Here is a 17052-nt window from a genome sequence, read left to right on the forward strand (position 1 = left end):
GCCGGGGCGGTAACCTCGAAGAACTGAGCCCGATGAACCACACCTCCTTGGGGTTGTACAGCTGATGACCGCGATCTCTCTCGGTATCCCGTCCGTTCCGACCCGGCTCGCCGAGCGGCGCAAGAGCCGCCAGATCCAGGTCGGTACCGTGGCCGTCGGCGGCGACGCACCCGTCTCGGTCCAGTCCATGACGACGACCCGGACGTCCGACATCGGCGCCACCCTCCAGCAGATCGCCGAGCTGACCGCCTCCGGCTGCCAGATCGTGCGCGTCGCCTGCCCGACGCAGGACGACGCCGACGCGCTCGCGACGATCGCGAGGAAGTCGCAGATCCCGGTGATCGCCGACATCCACTTCCAGCCGAAGTACGTCTTCGCCGCCATCGACGCCGGCTGCGCGGCCGTCCGCGTCAACCCGGGCAACATCAAGCAGTTCGACGACAAGGTCAAGGAGATCGCGCACGCGGCCAAGGACGCGGGCACCCCGATCCGGATCGGCGTCAACGCGGGCTCGCTCGACGCCCGGCTGCTGAAGAAGTACGGCAAGGCCACGCCCGAGGCGCTCGTGGAGTCCGCGCTGTGGGAGGCGTCCCTCTTCGAGGAGCACGGCTTCGGCGACATCAAGATCTCGGTCAAGCACAACGACCCGGTCGTCATGGTCAACGCCTACCGCCAGCTCGCCGCCCAGTGCGACTACCCGCTGCACCTCGGCGTCACCGAGGCCGGACCGGCCTTCCAGGGCACGATCAAGTCGGCCGTCGCCTTCGGCGCGCTGCTGTCCGAGGGCATCGGCGACACGATCCGCGTCTCGCTCTCCGCGCCGCCGGTCGAGGAGGTCAAGGTCGGCAACCAGATCCTGGAGTCGCTGAACCTCAAGCCGCGCCGCCTGGAGATCGTCTCCTGCCCGTCCTGCGGCCGCGCCCAGGTCGACGTCTACAAGCTCGCCGAAGAGGTCACCGCCGGCCTGGAGGGCATGGAGGTCCCGCTGCGCGTCGCCGTCATGGGCTGCGTCGTCAACGGCCCCGGCGAGGCCCGCGAGGCCGACCTCGGCGTCGCCTCCGGCAACGGCAAGGGCCAGATCTTCGTCAAGGGCGAGGTCATCAAGACCGTCCCGGAGTCGAAGATCGTCGAGACCCTCATCGAAGAGGCGCTGAAGATCGCCGAGCAGATGGAGAAGGACGGCATCACCTCGGGCGAGCCCACGGTAGCCATCGGCGTCTGACCCCGCCCCCGCACACGCACGACAAGGCCCCGGCGCCCCCGCGCCGGGGCCTCGCGCGTCCCTGACGGGGCACAGCCGGGGCGGCCGCCGGGACCCCCGGGTCCCTGCCGGGCGCGCCTCCACGGGCGTCGGGCCGTGCCCGAAAGGGCAGCCCGTCCGGGCCCCGCGCACTCACCCGTCACCTCCTCGGCGCGCCAGGTACAGTGCGGAGAATCAGCAGACCGCATGGTGAGGCCCCCTCGTGTTGACGCAGACCACCACCCGGGTCCTCGAACCCGCTGACCTCGGCGCCGCGCTCGCCGTCCTGGAGAGCGCCCCCGTCGAGAACGCCTTCGTGACCGCCCGCGTCCAGGCCGCCGGGCTCGACCCCTGGCGCCTCGGTGGCGAGATGTGGGGCTGGTACACCGAGGGGCGGCTGCGCTCCCTGTGCTACGCCGGTGCCAACCTCGTCCCCATCTGCGCCACCCCCGACGCCGTCCGCGCCTTCGCCGACCGCGCCCGCAGGACCGGCCGCCGCTGCTCGTCCATCGTCGGCCCTTCCGAGCCCACCGCCCAGCTCTGGGGCCTCCTGGAGCCCAGCTGGGGCCCCGCCCGCGACGTCCGCGCCCACCAGCCGCTGATGGTCACCGAAGCGCCCTCCGCCACCGTCGAGGCCGACCCGCTCGTCCGCCGCGTCCGCAAGGACGAGATGGAGCTGATCATGCCCGCGTGCGTGGCCATGTTCACCGAGGAGGTCGGCATCTCCCCGATGGCCGGCGACGGCGGCCTGCTCTACCAGGCCCGCGTCGCCGAACTCGTCGGCCTCGGCCGCTCCTTCGCCCGCGTCGAGGACGGCAAGGTCGTCTTCAAGGCGGAGATCGGCGCCGCCACCGGCCGGGCCTGCCAGATCCAGGGAGTCTGGGTCGCCCCCGAGCACCGCGGCCGCGGCCTCTCCGAGAGCGGCATGGCCGCCGTGCTCCGCTACGCCCTCGCCGACGTCGCCCCCGTCGTCAGCCTGTACGTCAACGACTACAACGCCCCCGCCAGGGCCGCGTACCGCCGCGTCGGCTTCCGCGAGGTCGGCGCCTTCATGAGCGTCCTGTTCTGAGGCGGCGTCCTGTTGCCGAAGCGCTCGTTCTGAGCCGCTTGTAAGGTGCGGCGCATGGATGACGCCGAGAGCCACGTCATGATCGGACCGGTCGACCTCGCCGCACGGGTCGACGACGCCCTCGCCGTTCAGGCGATCGCCTTCGGACTGAGCGAGGACGAGGTCGTCGTCCGCCGCCACATCGTGCTGCGCCATCTCCAGAACCCCGGCGCCCGCGCGTACGGCGCGACCACCGCCTCCGGCCGGCTGGTCGGCTTCGTGTACGGGATGCCCAACGACCGCGCCCACTGGTGGTCCTCCATCGTCGAGCCGTACCTCCGCACCAACGGCACCGCCGACTGGCTCGACGACTCCTTCGTCATCACCGAGCTCCACGTCCACCCCGGCCACCAGGGGCGCGGCGTCGGCCGCGAGCTGATCACCACCATCACCGACCAGTCGAAGCTGCCCCGCTCGATCCTCTCCGCCATCGACACCGAGAGCCCCGCCCGCGGCCTGTACCGCTCACTCGGCTACGTCGACCTCGCCCGGCAGGTCCACTTCCCGAGCGCCCCCCGCCCGTACGCGGTGATGGGCGCCCCGCTGCCGCTCCCGCGACGGGCCGCGACCGGGAACTGATTTCCGCCTCCACGGGCCACCCGGCTAACCTCCTAGCCATCACCCAGATTTCCGGCAGGAGTACGAGAACCATGGCCAACGCACCGGTCCAGCGCATGTCCCAGTTGATGGCGAAGACGCTGCGCGACGACCCGGCGGACGCCGAGGTCCTCAGCCACAAGCTCCTCGTACGGGCCGGCTACGTCCGCCGTACCGCCGCAGGCATCTGGAGCTGGCTGCCCCTGGGCAAGAAGGTCCTCGCCAACGTCGAGCGGATCGTCCGCGAGGAGATGGACGGGATCGGCGCCCAGGAGGTCTCGCTGCCCTCCCTGCTGCCCCGTGAGCCCTACGAGGCCACCGGCCGCTGGGACGAGTACGGCGCCGAGCTCTTCCGCCTCCAGGACCGCAGGGGCGGCGACTACCTCCTCGGCCCGACGCACGAGGAGATCTTCACGCTCCTGGTCAAGGACCAGTGCTCGTCCTACAAGGACCTGCCCGTCATCCTGTACCAGATCGCGGCGAAGTACCGCGACGAGGCCCGCCCCCGCGCCGGCATCCTGCGCGGCCGCGAGTTCCTGATGAAGGACTCGTACTCCTTCGACACGGAGGACGAGGGCCTCGCCCAGTCCTACGCCCTGCACCGCGCCGCCTACCAGCGGATCTTCGAGCGCCTCGGCCTCGACTACCGCATCTGCGCCGCGACCGCGGGCGCGATGGGCGGCTCGAAGTCCGAGGAGTTCCTCGCCCCGGCCGAGGCCGGCGAGGACACCTTCGCCGACTGCCCGAACTGCGACTTCGCGGCGAACACCGAGGCGATCACCTACGCGCTGAAGCCGGTCGACGGCTCGGCCGTCCCCGCCGCCGAGGAGATCCCCACCCCGGACACCCCGACCATCGAGACCCTCGCCGCCTCCCTCGGCGTGGCGGCCTCCGCCACGCTGAAGAACCTCCTGGTCAAGGTCGACGGCGAGATCGTCGCCGTCGGCGTACCCGGCGACCGCGAGGTCGACCTCGGCAAGGTCGAGGCGCACTTCGCGCCCGCCACGGTCGAGATGGTCACCGAGACGGACTTCGCCGGCCGCGAGGACCTCGTCCGGGGCTACGTCGGCCCGCAGGGCCTGGAGAAGGTCACGTACATCGCCGACCCGCGCGTCGCGCCGGGCACGGCGTGGATCACGGGCGCCAACAAGGAGGGCACGCACGCGAAGAACGTCGTCGCGGGCCGTGACTTCGAGGTCGAGGAGTACGTCGACGTCGTGGTCGTCCAGGACGGCGACCCGTGCCCCAAGTGCGGCACCGGCCTGAAGCTGGACCGCGCCATCGAGATCGGCCACATCTTCCAGCTGGGCCGCAAGTACGCCGACGCCCTCAAGCTCGACGTCCTCGGCCAGAACGGCAAGCCCGTCCGCGTCACCATGGGCTCGTACGGCATCGGCGTCTCCCGCGCCGTCGCCGCCCTCGCCGAGCAGTCCGCCGACGACAAGGGCCTGTGCTGGCCCGCCGAGGTCGCCCCGGCCGACGTCCACGTCGTCGCCGCCGGCAAGGCGCTCCAGACCGAGCTGGCCCTGGAGGTCTCCGAGAAGCTGCGCGCCGCGGGCCTCCGCGTCCTGGTCGACGACCGCGCGGGCGTCTCCCCGGGCGTGAAGTTCACCGACGCGGAGCTGATCGGCGTCCCGAAGATCCTCGTCGCCGGCCGCCGCTCGGCCGAGGGCGTCCTGGAACTGAAGGACCGCCGCACGGGCGAGCGCGAGGAACTGACGGTCGACGAGGCGATCGCCCGCCTCAGCGCCTGACCTCAAGAAACGCACAGGGTGGGGGTGCCTGAAGGCACCCCCACCCTGCTGGGCGTCACGCCGCCTTGTCCTGAGGGAACGGTTCCACCGGCGCGCCCGTCAGCGTCTCGTCCAGGGCGAGCGGGGGCTCCGGGAGCGCCAGGTCCTCGACGGGCGGGACGCCCGGGAGGGGTTCCTGGCGGGGCGGCGCCGCGGTCTCGCCGGGCACCGGAGCCGCACGTTCCAGGAACCTCAGCAGCTCCACCGGAATCGGCAGCACCAGCGTGGAGTTCTTCTCCGCCGATACGGCCATCACCGTCTGCAACAGCCTCAGCTGCAGCGCCGCCGGCTGCGCCGACATCACTCCCGCCGCCTCCGCCAGCTTCTTCGACGCCTGCAGCTCCGCGTCCGCGTTGATCACCCGCGCGCGCCGCTCCCGGTCCGCCTCCGCCTGCCGCGCCATCGACCGCTTCATGGTCTCCGGCAGAGACACGTCCTTGATCTCCACCCGGTCGATCTGCACACCCCACCCGATGGCCGGCGAGTCCAGCATCAGCTCGAGGCCCTGGTTGAGCTTCTCCCGGTTGGAGAGCAGATCGTCCAGATCGCTCTTGCCGATGATCGACCGCAGCGAGGTCTGCGCCATCTGCGAGACGGCGAACTTGTAGTCCTCCACCCGCACCAGCGCCTCGGCCGCGTCCACCACCTTGAAGTAGACGACCGCGTCCACCCGCACCGTCACGTTGTCCCGCGTGATGCCCTCCTGCGCGGGCACGGGCATCGTCACGATCTGCATGTTCACCTTGTGGAGCCGGTCCACGACCGGACGGATCATCGTGAAGCCCGGCTGGCGGACATCGCCCATGAGCCGGCCGAAGCGGAAGACCACGCCCCGTTCGTACTGCTTCACCACGCGTGCCGCCGCGCCCACGTACACCACGGCGGCCACTCCGGTCGCCGCCACCGCTGCGAGAATCTCCTCGACCATCACGGCCCCCAAAGGTCCGAGCCGAGTCTTTACAGCAAAGGTATTCCCCTACAGCCAGCCCGCGAACTCCAGGAGCAGCTCCGCGTCCTGCCGACGGCCCGCCGTCAGCGCCCGCGTCCCCGACTCGACCGCCCGGAACAGCGTCCAGCCGCGCAGCCGCTCCCGGTCCACCTCCAGCGAGTCCGCGAGCCGGTTGACCCGCCGCCGGGCCGAAGACGCCCCCGCGGAGGCCGCCACCAGGTCCTCGACCCGGTCCCGTACCAGCCGCGCCAGGTCGTAGGCGCGCTCGCCGACCAGCGGCTCGGGGCCCACGGCCAGCCACGGCGCGCGGTCACCGCCGAGCACCTTGCCCTGCCGGAAGTTCCCGTGCAGCAGCAGCGTCTCCGGGGGAAGCGCGACCAGCTCCTCGCGCGCATCGAGCGCGGCGGCGGTCAGCGCCCCGGCCTCGGCGTCGCCCCGGTAGGAGCCCATCGCCGCGGCCTGCCGGGCCGTGCGCTCGGCGACCGACTCGAAGCCGTGCCCCGCGGGCGGCTCGACCCACAGCCTCCGTACCGTGCCCGCCGCCTCCAGGAGCGCCTTCGCCTCCGGCAGGGACCGCAGCGACACCTCCGGGTGCAGCCGCTCCAGGAGCAGCGAACCGTCCTCCGGCGCGTCAAGGAGCCGCGCCGCGCCCCAGCCGTCCCAGTGCGCCAGCGCGTCCCGCTCCAGATCGGGCCGCGCGGCCTCGGGAGCGATCTTCAGCGCGGCGGGGGAGCCGTCGGGCCGCCGTACGAGCACCACCAGGCTGCTGCGCCCGCCGGGCGCCATCACCCGCTCGACGTCCAGGGAGGCGCGCTCCACCGTGGTCCGCGCGAGCTCGGGCAGCTTCTCGAGCCACTCGGCCGCGACAGCGTCGCCGTACGTCTCGGCGAGCGTCCGCACCAGTCGCTGCGGCGGTTCGAAAGCCATGCGTGCGTTGTTCCTTCTGCAGTACGAAGCCTGGTCAGGGCCGTTTCGGCCCGTGTCACACCCGCTCGGCGAGCCCAGGAAAGGTTACGTCGGTGCCGCGCCAGCGAACGGCCCGTACCGCCGCCTCGCGCAACGCGGCGGCCGCGTCCCGCCGCAGCGGCCCCTCGGCCGCCCGGACGAGGTCCGAGTACACCCCGGCCACCCGGTCCTCCAGGACGGCGGCGAGCCGTACGGCGGCGGCCTGGTCCGGCACCGCGAACGGCAGCTCGTAGCCGGCCGCCGCCGCGACCGGTTCGCCGCCCAGGTCCCGCACGGTCCTGCGCAGGCCGTCGCGCCGGGCCCGGTGCGCCTCGTACGCGGCCGTGGCCTCGGCCCGCCGCTCGGCGCCGATCCGGCCGCCGACGACCCCGTACCCGTACACCGCCGCGTGCTCGGCGGCGAGCGCCGCCCGCGCGGCTTCGAGGGCGCTCATGCCCGGCCTCCTTCGGTCAGCAGATACGCGTGCGCGGCGCCGGAGGCCGCCACCGAGGCGAGCAGCCGGGCGTACTCGGGCTCCGCGCCGAGCAGCGCCGCCGCGTGCGCGTCGCCGGTCCTCCGCGCGAGCGCCGCCAGTTCCTTGAGCGCGAGGGCCGGATCGGCCGGTACGGGAACGGGGGCCGGGGTCCCCGAGGCGGGCGGGGCCGAGGGCGTCGCGGCCCGCCCGTCGCCGGAATCCGCCGACCGGGTGTCCGCCGAAGGGGCGGCCTTTCCGGCCTTTCCGGCCTCTCCGGCGTCCCCGGCCGCACTGGGCGAGCCGGGAGCGCCACCCGCCTCCGTGCCCTCCGCGAGCGCGGCGGCGTGCGCCGCCACCGCCGTCCGCAGCGGGGTCAGCCGCGCGGTCAGCGCCGGATGGGCGGCGAGCACCTCGTCGTAACGTTCCAGCAGGGTCCGGCTCGTCGCCGCCGAACGGCGGCGCAGCGCCGCCTCGGCCCGCGCCTTCAGCTCGGCCGCGCTCGGCTTCCTCGGCCGCTCGGGGCCGTTCTCGGCGGTGCAGCCGACCAGCGTCACCGCCCCCGCGGCCAGGAGCGCGCGCCTGCCCAAGCTCCCCGTGCGCCCCACATTCACTCCCTCGGCCCGGTCGAAGATCACCGCAGGCGAGCGTACCCGCGGCCCCCGGGCCCGTGGACGGCAACACCCCCCGCGACCGGATACCCTTTGGTCTGACACGCGACGAAACCCACAACAGCACACGCGGCCGAGGAGTCACCCGGATGAGCACCACCCACAGCGACAGGCTGCGAGCACTCCTTGAGCCGCTCATCGCCGCGCAGGGACTCGACCTCGAAGAGATCGAGGTGGCCTCCGTGGGACGCAAGCGGGTGCTGCGTGTGGTCGTCGACTCCGACGAAGGTGCCGATCTGGACCAGGTCGCCGATGTGAGCCGCGCGCTCTCGGAGACGCTGGACGAGACCGACGCGATGGGCGAGGGGGAGTACACCCTCGAGGTCGGCACCCCGGGCGCGGAGCGCCCGCTCACCGAGCCCCGCCACTACGAGCGCGCCACCGGCCGCCTCGCCAAGCTGCAGCTGAACGACGGTGCGGAGCTCGTCGCGCGGATCCTCGCCGTGGACGAGACCGGCGTCGACCTCGAAGTGCCGGGTGTGAAGGGGCGCAAGCCCACCGCCCGCCGGGCCGAGTTCGCGGACATCGCCAAGGCGCGTGTCGAGATCGAGTTCAACCGCAAGGACAAGAAGGAAGAGGAGGCGTAGCCGTGGACATCGACGTGAAGCTCCTGAAGGGCTTGGCACAAGAGAAGGAGATCTCCTTCGATCTGTTGGTCGAGGCGATCGAGTCGGCCCTCCTCATCGCGTACCACCGGACCCCCTCGGCCCGCCGCCACGCGCGCGTGGAGCTGAACCGGCAGACCGGGCACGTGACGGTGTGGGCGAAGGAGGACCCCTCCGAGCTGGAGGAGGGCCAGGAGCCCAAGGACTTCGACGACACCCCGTCGGACTTCGGCCGGATCGCGGCGAGCACCGCCCGCCAGGTCATCCAGCAGCGGCTGCGGGACGCCGAGAACGACGTCACCTTCGGCGAGTACGCCCGCCGCGAGGGCGACATCGTGGCCGGCATGGTGCAGCAGGGCAAGGACCCGAAGAACGTCCTGGTCCGCCTCGACGACAAGCTGGAAGCCATCCTTCCGGTGCAGGAGCAGGTGCCGGGCGAGGACTACACGCACGGTCTGCGGCTGCGCACGTACGTCGTCCGGGTCGCCAAGGGCGTCCGCGGTCCGTCCGTCACCCTTTCGCGTACGCATCCCAATCTGGTGAAGAAGCTGTTCGCCCTGGAGGTCCCCGAGATCGCCGACGGTTCCGTCGAGATCGCGGCGATCGCCCGTGAGGCCGGCCACCGCACCAAGATCGCCGTACGGTCCACCCGTTCGGGCCTGAACGCCAAGGGCGCCTGCATCGGCCCGATGGGCAGCCGGGTGCGCAATGTCATGGCGGAGCTGCTCGGCGAGAAGATCGACATCGTCGACTGGTCGGACGACCCGGCCGAGATGGTGGCGAGCGCGCTCTCCCCGGCCCGGGTCTCCAAGGTCGAGATCGTCGACATGGCCGCACGCTCCGCCCGGGTGACCGTGCCGGACTACCAGCTGTCGCTGGCGATCGGCAAGGAGGGCCAGAACGCCCGCCTCGCCGCCCGCCTCACCGGCTGGCGCATCGACATCCGCCCGGACACCGAGCCGACGGAAGACGCGCGCGACCGGGACTGAGCGCGCCGAGGGGACTCGCGAGGGTCCCGACGAACGAATCTCGCCGTCGTCACGTTGTGCGACGGCGAGATCACGACAGACGACCGTTCGATTCTTGCCCCGAACGGGTGAGGTCGCTACGGGGAGGTAGACTTAGCGTGTCTGGCCGGACGCAAGACCGAGCGTGCCCTGAGCGAACCTGTGTGGGATGCCGGGAGCGGGCGGCCAAGAGCGATCTGCTGCGCATCGTGGAGGTCGAGGGCGCCTGCGTCCCCGATCATCGCGGTACGCTGCCCGGCCGGGGTGCGTATCTGCACCCCGCCTCGGTCTGTCTCGACCTGGCGGTCCGCCGCCGGGCGTTCCCGAGGGCCTTCAAGGTCCAGGGTCCGCTCGAAACGGCGGAAATCCGCTTTCACGTCGAGCAGGCAGCACCGTAAGAAGAAGTACGGCACGGATAACCGTGCGGTCAGGTACCTCGCGAGTTGGAAGTAGGTCGAGATTGCGATGAGCACTCGATGAGTACGCGATGAGTACGCCCATGAAGTAGCGACGGTCCGGCGGTAACCGGACCTAAAAGGAGCGAAGTGGCTAAGGTCCGGGTATACGAACTCGCCAAGGAGTTCGGCGTAGAGAGCAAGGTCGTCATGGCCAAGCTCCAAGAACTCGGTGAATTCGTCCGTTCGGCGTCCTCGACAATCGAGGCGCCGGTCGTGCGCAAGTTGACTGATGCGCTGCAGGGTCCCGGCGGTTCCGCCGGCAAGACCGCTGCCAAGCCTGGCGCGCCTCGTAAGGCCGCCCCCTCGAAGCCCGCGGCGCCGTCTCCGGCCGCCGCGGCACGTCCCGCTGCCCCCAAGCCCGGCGCCCCGGCCCCCAAGCCGGCCCCCGCCGCGCCCGCGGCCCCCGCCCCGGTCACCCCGGCGGCACCCGCGAGCAGCACCCCCTCTCCGGCTCCGGCCGCCTCGGGCCCCCGCCCGGGCCCGAAGCCCGCGCCCAAGCCGGCCACGCCGGCTCCGGCCGTGCCCGAGTTCACCGCGCCTCCGGCGGCTCCCGCCGCCGGTCAGCGTCCCGGTGGCTCGACCCAGGCTCCCCGTCCCGCCGGCGAGCGTCCCGCCCGTCCGCAGGGTCAGGGTGCCCCCCGTCCCGCCGGCGAGCGTCCCGCCCGTCCGCAGGGCCAGGGCGCTCCCCGTCCGGGCGGTGCCCGTCCGGCCGGTCCGCGTCCGGGCAACAACCCCTTCACCTCGGGTGGCTCCACCGGAATGGCGCGCCCGCAGGCGCCCCGTCCGGGTGGCGGTGCCCCCCGTCCCGGTGGCGATCGTGCCGTTCCGGGTGCCCCGCGTCCGCAGGGCGGCCCCGGCGGCGCCCCGCGTCCCCAGGGTCAGGGCGGCGGTCGTCCCACCCCCGGTGGGATGCCGCGTCCGCAGGCTCCCCGTCCGGGCGGCGCGCCCGGCGGTAACCGTCCGAACCCGGGCATGATGCCGCAGCGTCCCGCTGCCGGCAGCCCGCGTCCCGGTGGTGGCCCCGGCGGCGGCGGTCGTGGTCCCGGTGGCCCCGGTGGTCGTCCGGGTGGCGGCGGCGCCGGTCGTCCCGGTGGCGGCGGCGGCTTCGCCGGCCGTCCGGCCGGTCCCGGTGGTGGCGGCGGCGGCTTCGCCGGTCGTCCCGGCGGTCCCGGTGGTGGCGGCGGCGGTCGTCCGGGTGGTCCCGGCGGCGGTGGCGGCGGCTTCGGCGGTCGTCCCGGCGGCTTCGGTGGCCGTCCCGGTGGCCCCGGTGGCCGTGGTGGCACGCAGGGCGCCTTCGGTCGCCCCGGCGGTCCCGCGCGTCGTGGTCGCAAGTCGAAGCGTCAGAGGCGCCAGGAGTACGAGGCCATGCAGGCCCCGTCGGTCGGCGGCGTGATGCTGCCTCGCGGCAACGGCGAAGCCATTCGCCTGTCGCGCGGTGCGTCCCTCACCGACTTCGCCGAGAAGATCGGCGCCAACCCGGCGTCGCTCGTCGCGGTGATGATGAACCTCGGCGAGATGGTCACGGCCACGCAGTCCGTCTCCGACGACACGCTGACGATGCTCGGCGAGGAGATGAACTACACCGTTCAGATCGTCTCGCCGGAGGAGGAGGACCGCGAGCTCCTCGAGTCCTTCGACATCGAGTTCGGCGAGGACGAGGGCGGCGAAGAGGCTCTGGTCTCCCGTCCGCCGGTCGTCACCGTCATGGGTCACGTCGACCACGGTAAGACCCGACTTCTCGACGCGATCCGCAAGACGAACGTCGTCGCGGGCGAGGCCGGTGGCATCACCCAGCACATCGGTGCCTACCAGGTGGGTACCGAGGTCAACGGCGAAGAGCGTCGCATCACCTTCATCGACACCCCGGGTCACGAGGCGTTCACCGCCATGCGTGCTCGTGGTGCGAAGTCGACCGACATCGCGATCCTCGTGGTCGCGGCCAACGACGGCGTCATGCCGCAGACGATCGAGGCGCTCAACCACGCCAAGGCCGCCGGCGTCCCGATCGTCGTCGCGGTCAACAAGATCGACGTCGAGGGTGCGGACCCGACCAAGGTCCGCGGTCAGCTGACCGAGTTCGGTCTGGTGGCAGAGGAGTACGGCGGCGACACGATGTTCGTCGACATCTCCGCCAAGCAGGGTCTGCACATCGACTCCCTGCTCGAGGCCGTCGTCCTCACCGCCGACGCCTCGCTCGACCTGCGGGCCAACCCGAACCAGGACGCGCAGGGTATTGCGATCGAGTCCCACCTCGACCGCGGTCGTGGTGCCGTCTCGACCGTCCTGGTCCAGCGCGGAACGCTGCGCATCGGCGACACCGTGGTGGTCGGCGACGCGTACGGCCGTGTCCGGGCGATGCTCGACGACAAGGGCAACAACGTCGAGGAGGCGACCCCGTCGACTCCCGTCCTGGTGCTCGGTCTCACCAACGTGCCGGGTGCCGGCGACAACCTCCTGGTTGTCGACGAGGACCGTACGGCCCGTCAGATCGCCGAGAAGCGCGCTGCGCGTGAGCGCAACGCCGCCTTCGCCAAGCGCGTCCGCCGGGTGTCCCTCGAGGACCTCGACAAGGTGCTCAAGGCCGGTCTGGTCCAGGAACTCAACCTCATCATCAAGGGCGACGCGTCCGGTGCGGTCGAGGCTCTCGAGGCCTCGCTGCTCCAGCTCGACGTCGGCGAAGAGGTCGACATCCGTGTCCTGCACCGCGGTGTCGGTGCGGTCACCGAGTCGGACATCGACCTGGCCATGGGCTCCGACGCCATCGTCATCGGCTACAACGTCCGCGCTGCGGGCCGCGCGGCGCAGATGGCGGAGCGCGAGGGTGTCGACGTCCGGTACTACTCGGTGATCTACCAGGCCATCGAGGAGATCGAGGCGGCTCTGAAGGGCCTCCTCAAGCCGGAGTACGAAGAGGTCGAGCTCGGTACGGCGGAGATCCGCGAGGTCTTCCGCTCGTCCAAGCTGGGCAACATCGCCGGTGTCCTCATCCGCTCCGGCGAGGTCAAGCGCAACACCAAGGCGCGCCTCGTCCGCGACGGCAAGGTCATCGCCGAGGACCTCACGATCCACGGTCTGCGCCGCTTCAAGGACGACGTCACCGAGATCCGCGAAGGCTTCGAGGGCGGTATCAACCTCGGAAACTTCAACGACATCAAGATCGACGACGTCATCGCGACGTACGAGATGCGCGAGAAGCCGCGCGCCTGAGTGCAGCGGTAGGTCGGGGCCGGTCGGCGGTAGTTATTCCGTCGATCGGCCCCGGCCGTTGCGTGTACGGTTCTGGTGTTCCTGCCGAGCGAAGGCCTGGCAGGCCACCGAACCCGAACCGGCGGGACATCCGGCACTACATGTACGTGGGGACTCTGTCCTTCGATCTGCTCCTCGGCGACGTTCATTCGCTGAAGGAGAAACGCTCCGTCGTCCGGCCCATCGTCGCCGAGCTCCAGCGCAAGTTCTCCGTGAGCGCGGCCGAGGTGGGCGACCAGGACCTCCATCGCAGGGCCCGACTGGGGGTCGCTCTGGTCTCCGGCGACGTGGGATTCGTGTCGGACGTGCTGGACCGGTGCGAGCGGCTGGTCGCGGCCAGGCCCGAGGTGGAGCTGCTGTCGGTGCGACGCAGGCTCCACACTGATGAAGACTGAATGAGCAAGGCAAAGAAGGAGAAGGACCAGTGGCCGACAACGCGCGGGCGAAGAAGCTGGCGGACCTCATCCGGGAGGTGGTCGCCGAGAAGCTGCAGCGCGGCATCAAGGACCCGCGCCTGGGTACGCACGTGACCATCACGGACACCCGCGTCACCGGTGACCTGCGGGAGGCCACGGTCTTCTACACGGTCTACGGCGACGACGAGGAGCGGGCCAGCGCGGCCGCAGGCCTGGAGAGTGCCAAGGGCATCCTCCGCTCGGCCGTGGGCGCCGCCGCCGGGACGAAGTTCACGCCGACGCTGACGTTCGTCGCGGACGCCCTCCCGGAGACCGCGAAGACGATCGAGGACCTCCTCGACAAGGCGCGGGCCTCGGACGCGGCCGTGCGCGAGGCGTCGTCCGGCGCGAAGTTCGCCGGCGAGGCCGACCCGTACCGCAAGCCCGAGGACGAGGACGAAGAGGGCACCACCGCCTGATGAGCAACGCAGGGAAGACGCCCGACGGGCTTGTCATCGTCGACAAGCCGTCGGGCTTCACTTCGCACGACGTCGTGGCCAAGATGCGCGGGATCGCCAAGACCCGCAGGGTCGGCCACGCCGGCACGCTCGACCCCATGGCCACCGGCGTCCTCGTCCTCGGCGTGGAGCGGGCGACCAAGCTGCTCGGTCACCTCGCGCTGACCGAGAAGGAGTACCTCGGCACCATCCGCCTGGGCCAGACGACGATCACCGACGACGCCGAGGGCGAGATCACGGCATCCGTGGACGCGTCCAAGGTGACCCGTGAGGGCATCGACGCGGGCGTGGCGGAGCTGACCGGCGCCATCATGCAGGTGCCGTCGAAGGTCTCTGCCATCAAGATCGACGGCAAGCGGTCGTACGCGCGGGTGCGCGGCGGCGAGGAGTTCGAGATCCCGGCGCGGCCGGTCACCGTCTCGTCCTTCCAGGTGTACGACGTCCGGGAGGCCGTCGCCGAGGACGGCACGCAGGTCGTCGACCTGGTCGTCTCGGTGGTCTGCTCCTCCGGTACGTACATCAGGGCGCTCGCCCGTGACCTGGGCGCAGGGCTCGGCGTGGGCGGTCATCTGACCGCGCTGCGACGGACCCGGGTCGGTCCGTACAAGCTGGACTCGGCCAAGACCCTGGACCAGCTCCAGGAGGAGCTGACGGTCATGCCGGTCGCCGACGCCGCCTCGGCCGCGTTCCCCCGCTGGGACGTCGACGAGAAGCGGGCCAGGCTGCTGCTGAACGGCGTGCGGCTCGATATGCCGTCGTATCCGGCGGGTGCGGTGGCCGTCTTCGCGCCCGACGGGCGTCTGCTGGCGCTCGTGGAGGATCAGAAGGGGAAGGCGAAGAGCCTGGCCGTCTTCGCTGACGCGTGACCCCGTTATTTGTTGTGATCACGCCGGTATTTCGTGGGGCGGCACGCATGCGTGCCGCCCCACGTTCCCCTCCCCCAGAGGAGTGTTATCCATTTCGATCGTCATTTTCACCCCTTCGGGCAGGCGCTCGGAGTGAAACGGGGGAGCGCTGGGGGGCGCGTTCGGCCGGTGTGGTTCTCGCGGTGATCACCGCCGACCTACCGTCGACACCATGGGACGTGGGGACCTCGGCACGCTGGTACGGATCTGCGATCCGGCGGGCCGCCCCCGCGGAACGGGCTTCGTGGCCGACGACCGGGGGACGGTCGTCACCAGCCACGAGGCGGTCGCCGGGCTCGTACGGATCCTGCTGCGCGCCCCCGGCGAGCGCGATCGCGTCGCCGAGGCCGACGCCCTCACCCTGCTGCCCGAGTCCGGCCTCGCGCTCCTGCGGGCCGAGGGGATCGGCGTCCGGCCGCTGCCGGTGTCGGCACGGACCGAGATCGAGGCCGGGACGTACGTACGGATCGCGGCGCACGGCTGGCGCGAGGCGCGGGTGCTCGGCACGGCACCCGTCACGTACGCCACCGGTGGCCGGCGGCACGCGCTGGGCCGGGCGGCCTGGGAGCTGGCCATCGGCACCGAGGGAGCCGACGCCCTGCGGCTCGGCGGGCAGGCCACGGGCGGGCCCGTGGTGGACCCGGAGACCGGAGCCGTCCTGGGCGTCCTCGGCACCGCGCTGCACGGCGACCACCGGGCCGCCGGATACGCGCTGCCCCTGCCGCCCGTGGGCCCGCTGGCCGAGCTGCTGAAGCGCAACGCCGCGACCGCGCCCTGCTACGGGCGCGAGCTCAACCTGGCGGGCGTCCTGGAGCTGACGGCGACCGCCACCGCCGCGTCCACCGGGGCCGCCGCCGGCGCGGGCAGCCGGTCGGCGTGGCCCCCACCGGTCGAACGGGCCGCGTGCGTCCGGGAGTTCGCGGCCTTCACCGGCGACTCCGACGCCCTGGTCCTCGCCCTCGTCGGCGACCCCGGCACCGGACGGACCACCGCCCTCGCCGCGCACTGCGCCGAGCGGGCCCGGAGCGCCGAACCCGCCCCCACGGTCTGGCTGCGCGGGGCGGACCTGCGCGCCGACGACACCTCGGTCGCCGACGCCGTGGGCCGCGCCCTGTGCCAGGCGGGCCGGATCGTCACCGCGTCGGGTGTCCATGCCGACATGTCGACCGCCACCCCCGAACGGGCCGCCGGGCTCGCCCACGCGGCGGGCCGGCCCCTCCTCGTCGTCCTCGACGGCCCGGAGGAGATGCCCCCTGCCCTGGCCCACCGGCTCCCGGCCTGGACGACGGGCACCGAGTCCTGGCTCGGCGCCCACGCAGGCCGCCTGATGCTCGGCTGCCGCCCGGAGTACTGGGAGCGGGCCGGCCGCCTCCACGCCCCGGAGTCCCTGCACGGCGCCGTACCGCTCGGCGACCTCACGGACGACGAGGCGGTGCTCGCCCGGGCGCGGTACGGGCTCGGCGCGGGCGACCTCGCCCCCGACGACGCCCGGCACCCGCTCGTGCTGCGGCTGCTCGCCGAGGTGCGCGAGGCCGTGCCCGGCGGCGCGCCCGGCAGGCCCGGGCGGGAGGAGGTCTTCGGTGCCTACCTGGACCTGATGTGTCTGCGGGTCGCGGTACGGATCGCGGCCGGGACCCGCCCGGTCCCGCGCGGTACCGCCGTGCGCCGGCTCGCCGCGCGGGTCGCCGGGCAGGTCCACGAGGCGGCCCGGCGGTGCCTGGGGCCCGGGCAGGGGGAGCTGGACCGCGGCTCCTTCGAGGAGGTCTTCCCGTGGCGGACCGGCTGGGCCTCCGCCGTCCTGACCGAGGGGCTCGTCGTCCCGGCCGGCTCCGGCTACCGCTTCGGCCACGAGGAGCTCGCCGACTGGATCCAGGGCGCCCACCTGGACGTCGACACGGCCCTCCTCGCGCTGGTCCACCGCCGGGGCGAGGGCGCCGCCCCGGTCCGCCTCCCGGCCCGGCCCGGCACCCCGCACACGGCCGCGGCGCCGGACCCCCTCCCCGTACCGCGTCACCGGATCGGTCCCGTCGTCCAGGCGCTCCTGCTGATGGACCGCGAGCACGGCGCCGACGCGCTCGGGCGCCGGCTGACCGGCCTGGTCGAGGCGCTTGCCCGGCTGCGCGCGGACGGCCGGGCGACCACC

The 17052-nt window shown here is 72.5% G+C and carries 16 protein-coding genes; 12 read left to right on the forward strand and 4 right to left on the reverse strand.

Annotated features, from left to right (window positions below):
* Window positions 1-64: 64 nt before the first annotated feature.
* The 4 genes from ispG (at window position 65) to ACFWRO_RS32460 (ending at window position 4699) form a co-directional block, all read left to right on the forward strand.
* Window positions 65-1222 (forward strand): flavodoxin-dependent (E)-4-hydroxy-3-methylbut-2-enyl-diphosphate synthase, encoded by a 1158-nt coding sequence (gene ispG / locus ACFWRO_RS32445; protein ID WP_384516747.1) that lies wholly within the window; start codon window positions 65-67, stop codon window positions 1220-1222.
* Between the two features lie 241 nt (window positions 1223-1463).
* Window positions 1464-2309, forward strand: coding sequence for a GNAT family N-acetyltransferase (locus ACFWRO_RS32450; protein WP_384516750.1), 846 nt, complete (start codon window positions 1464-1466; stop codon window positions 2307-2309).
* 54 nt (window positions 2310-2363) lie between these two features.
* Window positions 2364-2927, forward strand: a complete 564-nt coding sequence (locus ACFWRO_RS32455; RefSeq protein WP_384516753.1) for a GNAT family N-acetyltransferase — start codon at window positions 2364-2366, stop codon at window positions 2925-2927.
* A 71-nt stretch (window positions 2928-2998) separates the two neighbouring features.
* Window positions 2999-4699 (forward strand): proline--tRNA ligase, encoded by a 1701-nt coding sequence (locus ACFWRO_RS32460; RefSeq protein ID WP_384516756.1) that lies wholly within the window; start codon window positions 2999-3001, stop codon window positions 4697-4699.
* Window positions 4700-4754: 55 nt separating this feature from the next.
* On the opposite strand, the gene ACFWRO_RS32465 is transcribed toward ACFWRO_RS32460, so the two are convergent.
* From ACFWRO_RS32465 to ACFWRO_RS32480, 4 genes are read right to left on the reverse strand one after another with little or no spacing between them, the layout of a single operon-like run.
* Window positions 4755-5666, reverse strand: coding sequence for a slipin family protein (locus ACFWRO_RS32465; protein WP_384516759.1), 912 nt, complete (start codon window positions 5664-5666; stop codon window positions 4755-4757).
* Between the two features lie 48 nt (window positions 5667-5714).
* A complete protein-coding gene (locus ACFWRO_RS32470) occupies window positions 5715-6614 on the reverse strand; it encodes an aminoglycoside phosphotransferase family protein (RefSeq protein ID WP_384516762.1) in 900 nt (299 codons plus the stop codon).
* A 55-nt stretch (window positions 6615-6669) separates the two neighbouring features.
* Window positions 6670-7086: a ferritin-like domain-containing protein gene (locus tag ACFWRO_RS32475; RefSeq protein ID WP_384516765.1), complete on the reverse strand. Its 417-nt coding sequence runs from the start codon at window positions 7084-7086 to the stop codon at window positions 6670-6672.
* Entirely contained in the window at window positions 7083-7742 is a 660-nt protein-coding gene (locus ACFWRO_RS32480) for a hypothetical protein (protein WP_384516767.1), read from the reverse strand. Before ACFWRO_RS32480 ends, ACFWRO_RS32475 begins: the two co-directional genes overlap by 4 nt.
* 122 nt (window positions 7743-7864) lie before the next feature.
* Between ACFWRO_RS32480 and rimP the strand changes: the two genes are divergently transcribed.
* The 8 genes from rimP to ACFWRO_RS32520 form a co-directional block, all read left to right on the forward strand.
* Window positions 7865-8362, forward strand: coding sequence for a ribosome maturation factor RimP (gene rimP / locus ACFWRO_RS32485; RefSeq protein ID WP_384516770.1), 498 nt, complete (start codon window positions 7865-7867; stop codon window positions 8360-8362).
* Between the two features lie 2 nt (window positions 8363-8364).
* Entirely contained in the window at window positions 8365-9369 is a 1005-nt protein-coding gene (gene nusA, locus ACFWRO_RS32490) for a transcription termination factor NusA (RefSeq protein ID WP_384516773.1), read from the forward strand.
* Window positions 9370-9506: 137 nt separating this feature from the next.
* Complete coding sequence (locus ACFWRO_RS32495; protein WP_362003283.1) at window positions 9507-9785, forward strand: YlxR family protein; 279 nt, start codon at window positions 9507-9509, stop codon at window positions 9783-9785.
* A 147-nt stretch (window positions 9786-9932) separates the two neighbouring features.
* Entirely contained in the window at window positions 9933-13052 is a 3120-nt protein-coding gene (gene infB / locus ACFWRO_RS32500) for a translation initiation factor IF-2 (RefSeq protein ID WP_384516776.1), read from the forward strand.
* Between the two features lie 140 nt (window positions 13053-13192).
* Complete coding sequence (locus ACFWRO_RS32505) at window positions 13193-13486, forward strand: DUF503 domain-containing protein (protein ID WP_361967960.1); 294 nt, start codon at window positions 13193-13195, stop codon at window positions 13484-13486.
* 29 nt (window positions 13487-13515) lie between these two features.
* The gene (rbfA, locus tag ACFWRO_RS32510; protein WP_384516780.1) at window positions 13516-13965 is read left to right on the forward strand and encodes a 30S ribosome-binding factor RbfA; all 450 of its coding nucleotides are present in this window, start codon (window positions 13516-13518) and stop codon (window positions 13963-13965) included.
* Window positions 13965-14870 carry a tRNA pseudouridine(55) synthase TruB gene (gene truB, locus ACFWRO_RS32515; RefSeq protein ID WP_384516783.1) on the forward strand — a complete coding sequence of 302 codons (906 nt, stop codon included), beginning with the start codon at window positions 13965-13967 and terminating at the stop codon, window positions 14868-14870. Before rbfA ends, truB begins: the two co-directional genes overlap by 1 nt.
* 211 nt (window positions 14871-15081) lie before the next feature.
* A partial coding sequence (locus ACFWRO_RS32520) for a trypsin-like peptidase domain-containing protein (protein ID WP_384516786.1) occupies window positions 15082-17052 on the forward strand: 1971 nt, incomplete at its 3' end.

Source organism: Streptomyces sp. NPDC058579 (assembly GCF_042718575.1).
Taxonomy (GTDB): domain Bacteria; phylum Actinomycetota; class Actinomycetes; order Streptomycetales; family Streptomycetaceae; genus Streptomyces.

Excerpts from the sequence above, each read along its gene's own strand:
- ispG (WP_384516747.1), top strand. The coding sequence starts at position 65 with ATGACCGCGATCTCTCTCGGTATCCCGTCCGTTCCGACCCGGCTCGCC.
- ACFWRO_RS32455 (WP_384516753.1), top strand. The coding sequence starts at position 2,364 with ATGGATGACGCCGAGAGCCACGTCATGATCGGACCGGTCGACCTCGCC.
- ACFWRO_RS32460 (WP_384516756.1), top strand. The coding sequence starts at position 2,999 with ATGGCCAACGCACCGGTCCAGCGCATGTCCCAGTTGATGGCGAAGACG.
- ACFWRO_RS32465 (WP_384516759.1), bottom strand. The coding sequence starts at position 5,666 with ATGGTCGAGGAGATTCTCGCAGCGGTGGCGGCGACCGGAGTGGCCGCC.
- ACFWRO_RS32470 (WP_384516762.1), bottom strand. The coding sequence starts at position 6,614 with ATGGCTTTCGAACCGCCGCAGCGACTGGTGCGGACGCTCGCCGAGACG.
- ACFWRO_RS32475 (WP_384516765.1), bottom strand. The coding sequence starts at position 7,086 with ATGAGCGCCCTCGAAGCCGCGCGGGCGGCGCTCGCCGCCGAGCACGCG.
- rimP (WP_384516770.1), top strand. The coding sequence starts at position 7,865 with ATGAGCACCACCCACAGCGACAGGCTGCGAGCACTCCTTGAGCCGCTC.
- ACFWRO_RS32505 (WP_361967960.1), top strand. The coding sequence starts at position 13,193 with ATGTACGTGGGGACTCTGTCCTTCGATCTGCTCCTCGGCGACGTTCAT.
- truB (WP_384516783.1), top strand. The coding sequence starts at position 13,965 with ATGAGCAACGCAGGGAAGACGCCCGACGGGCTTGTCATCGTCGACAAG.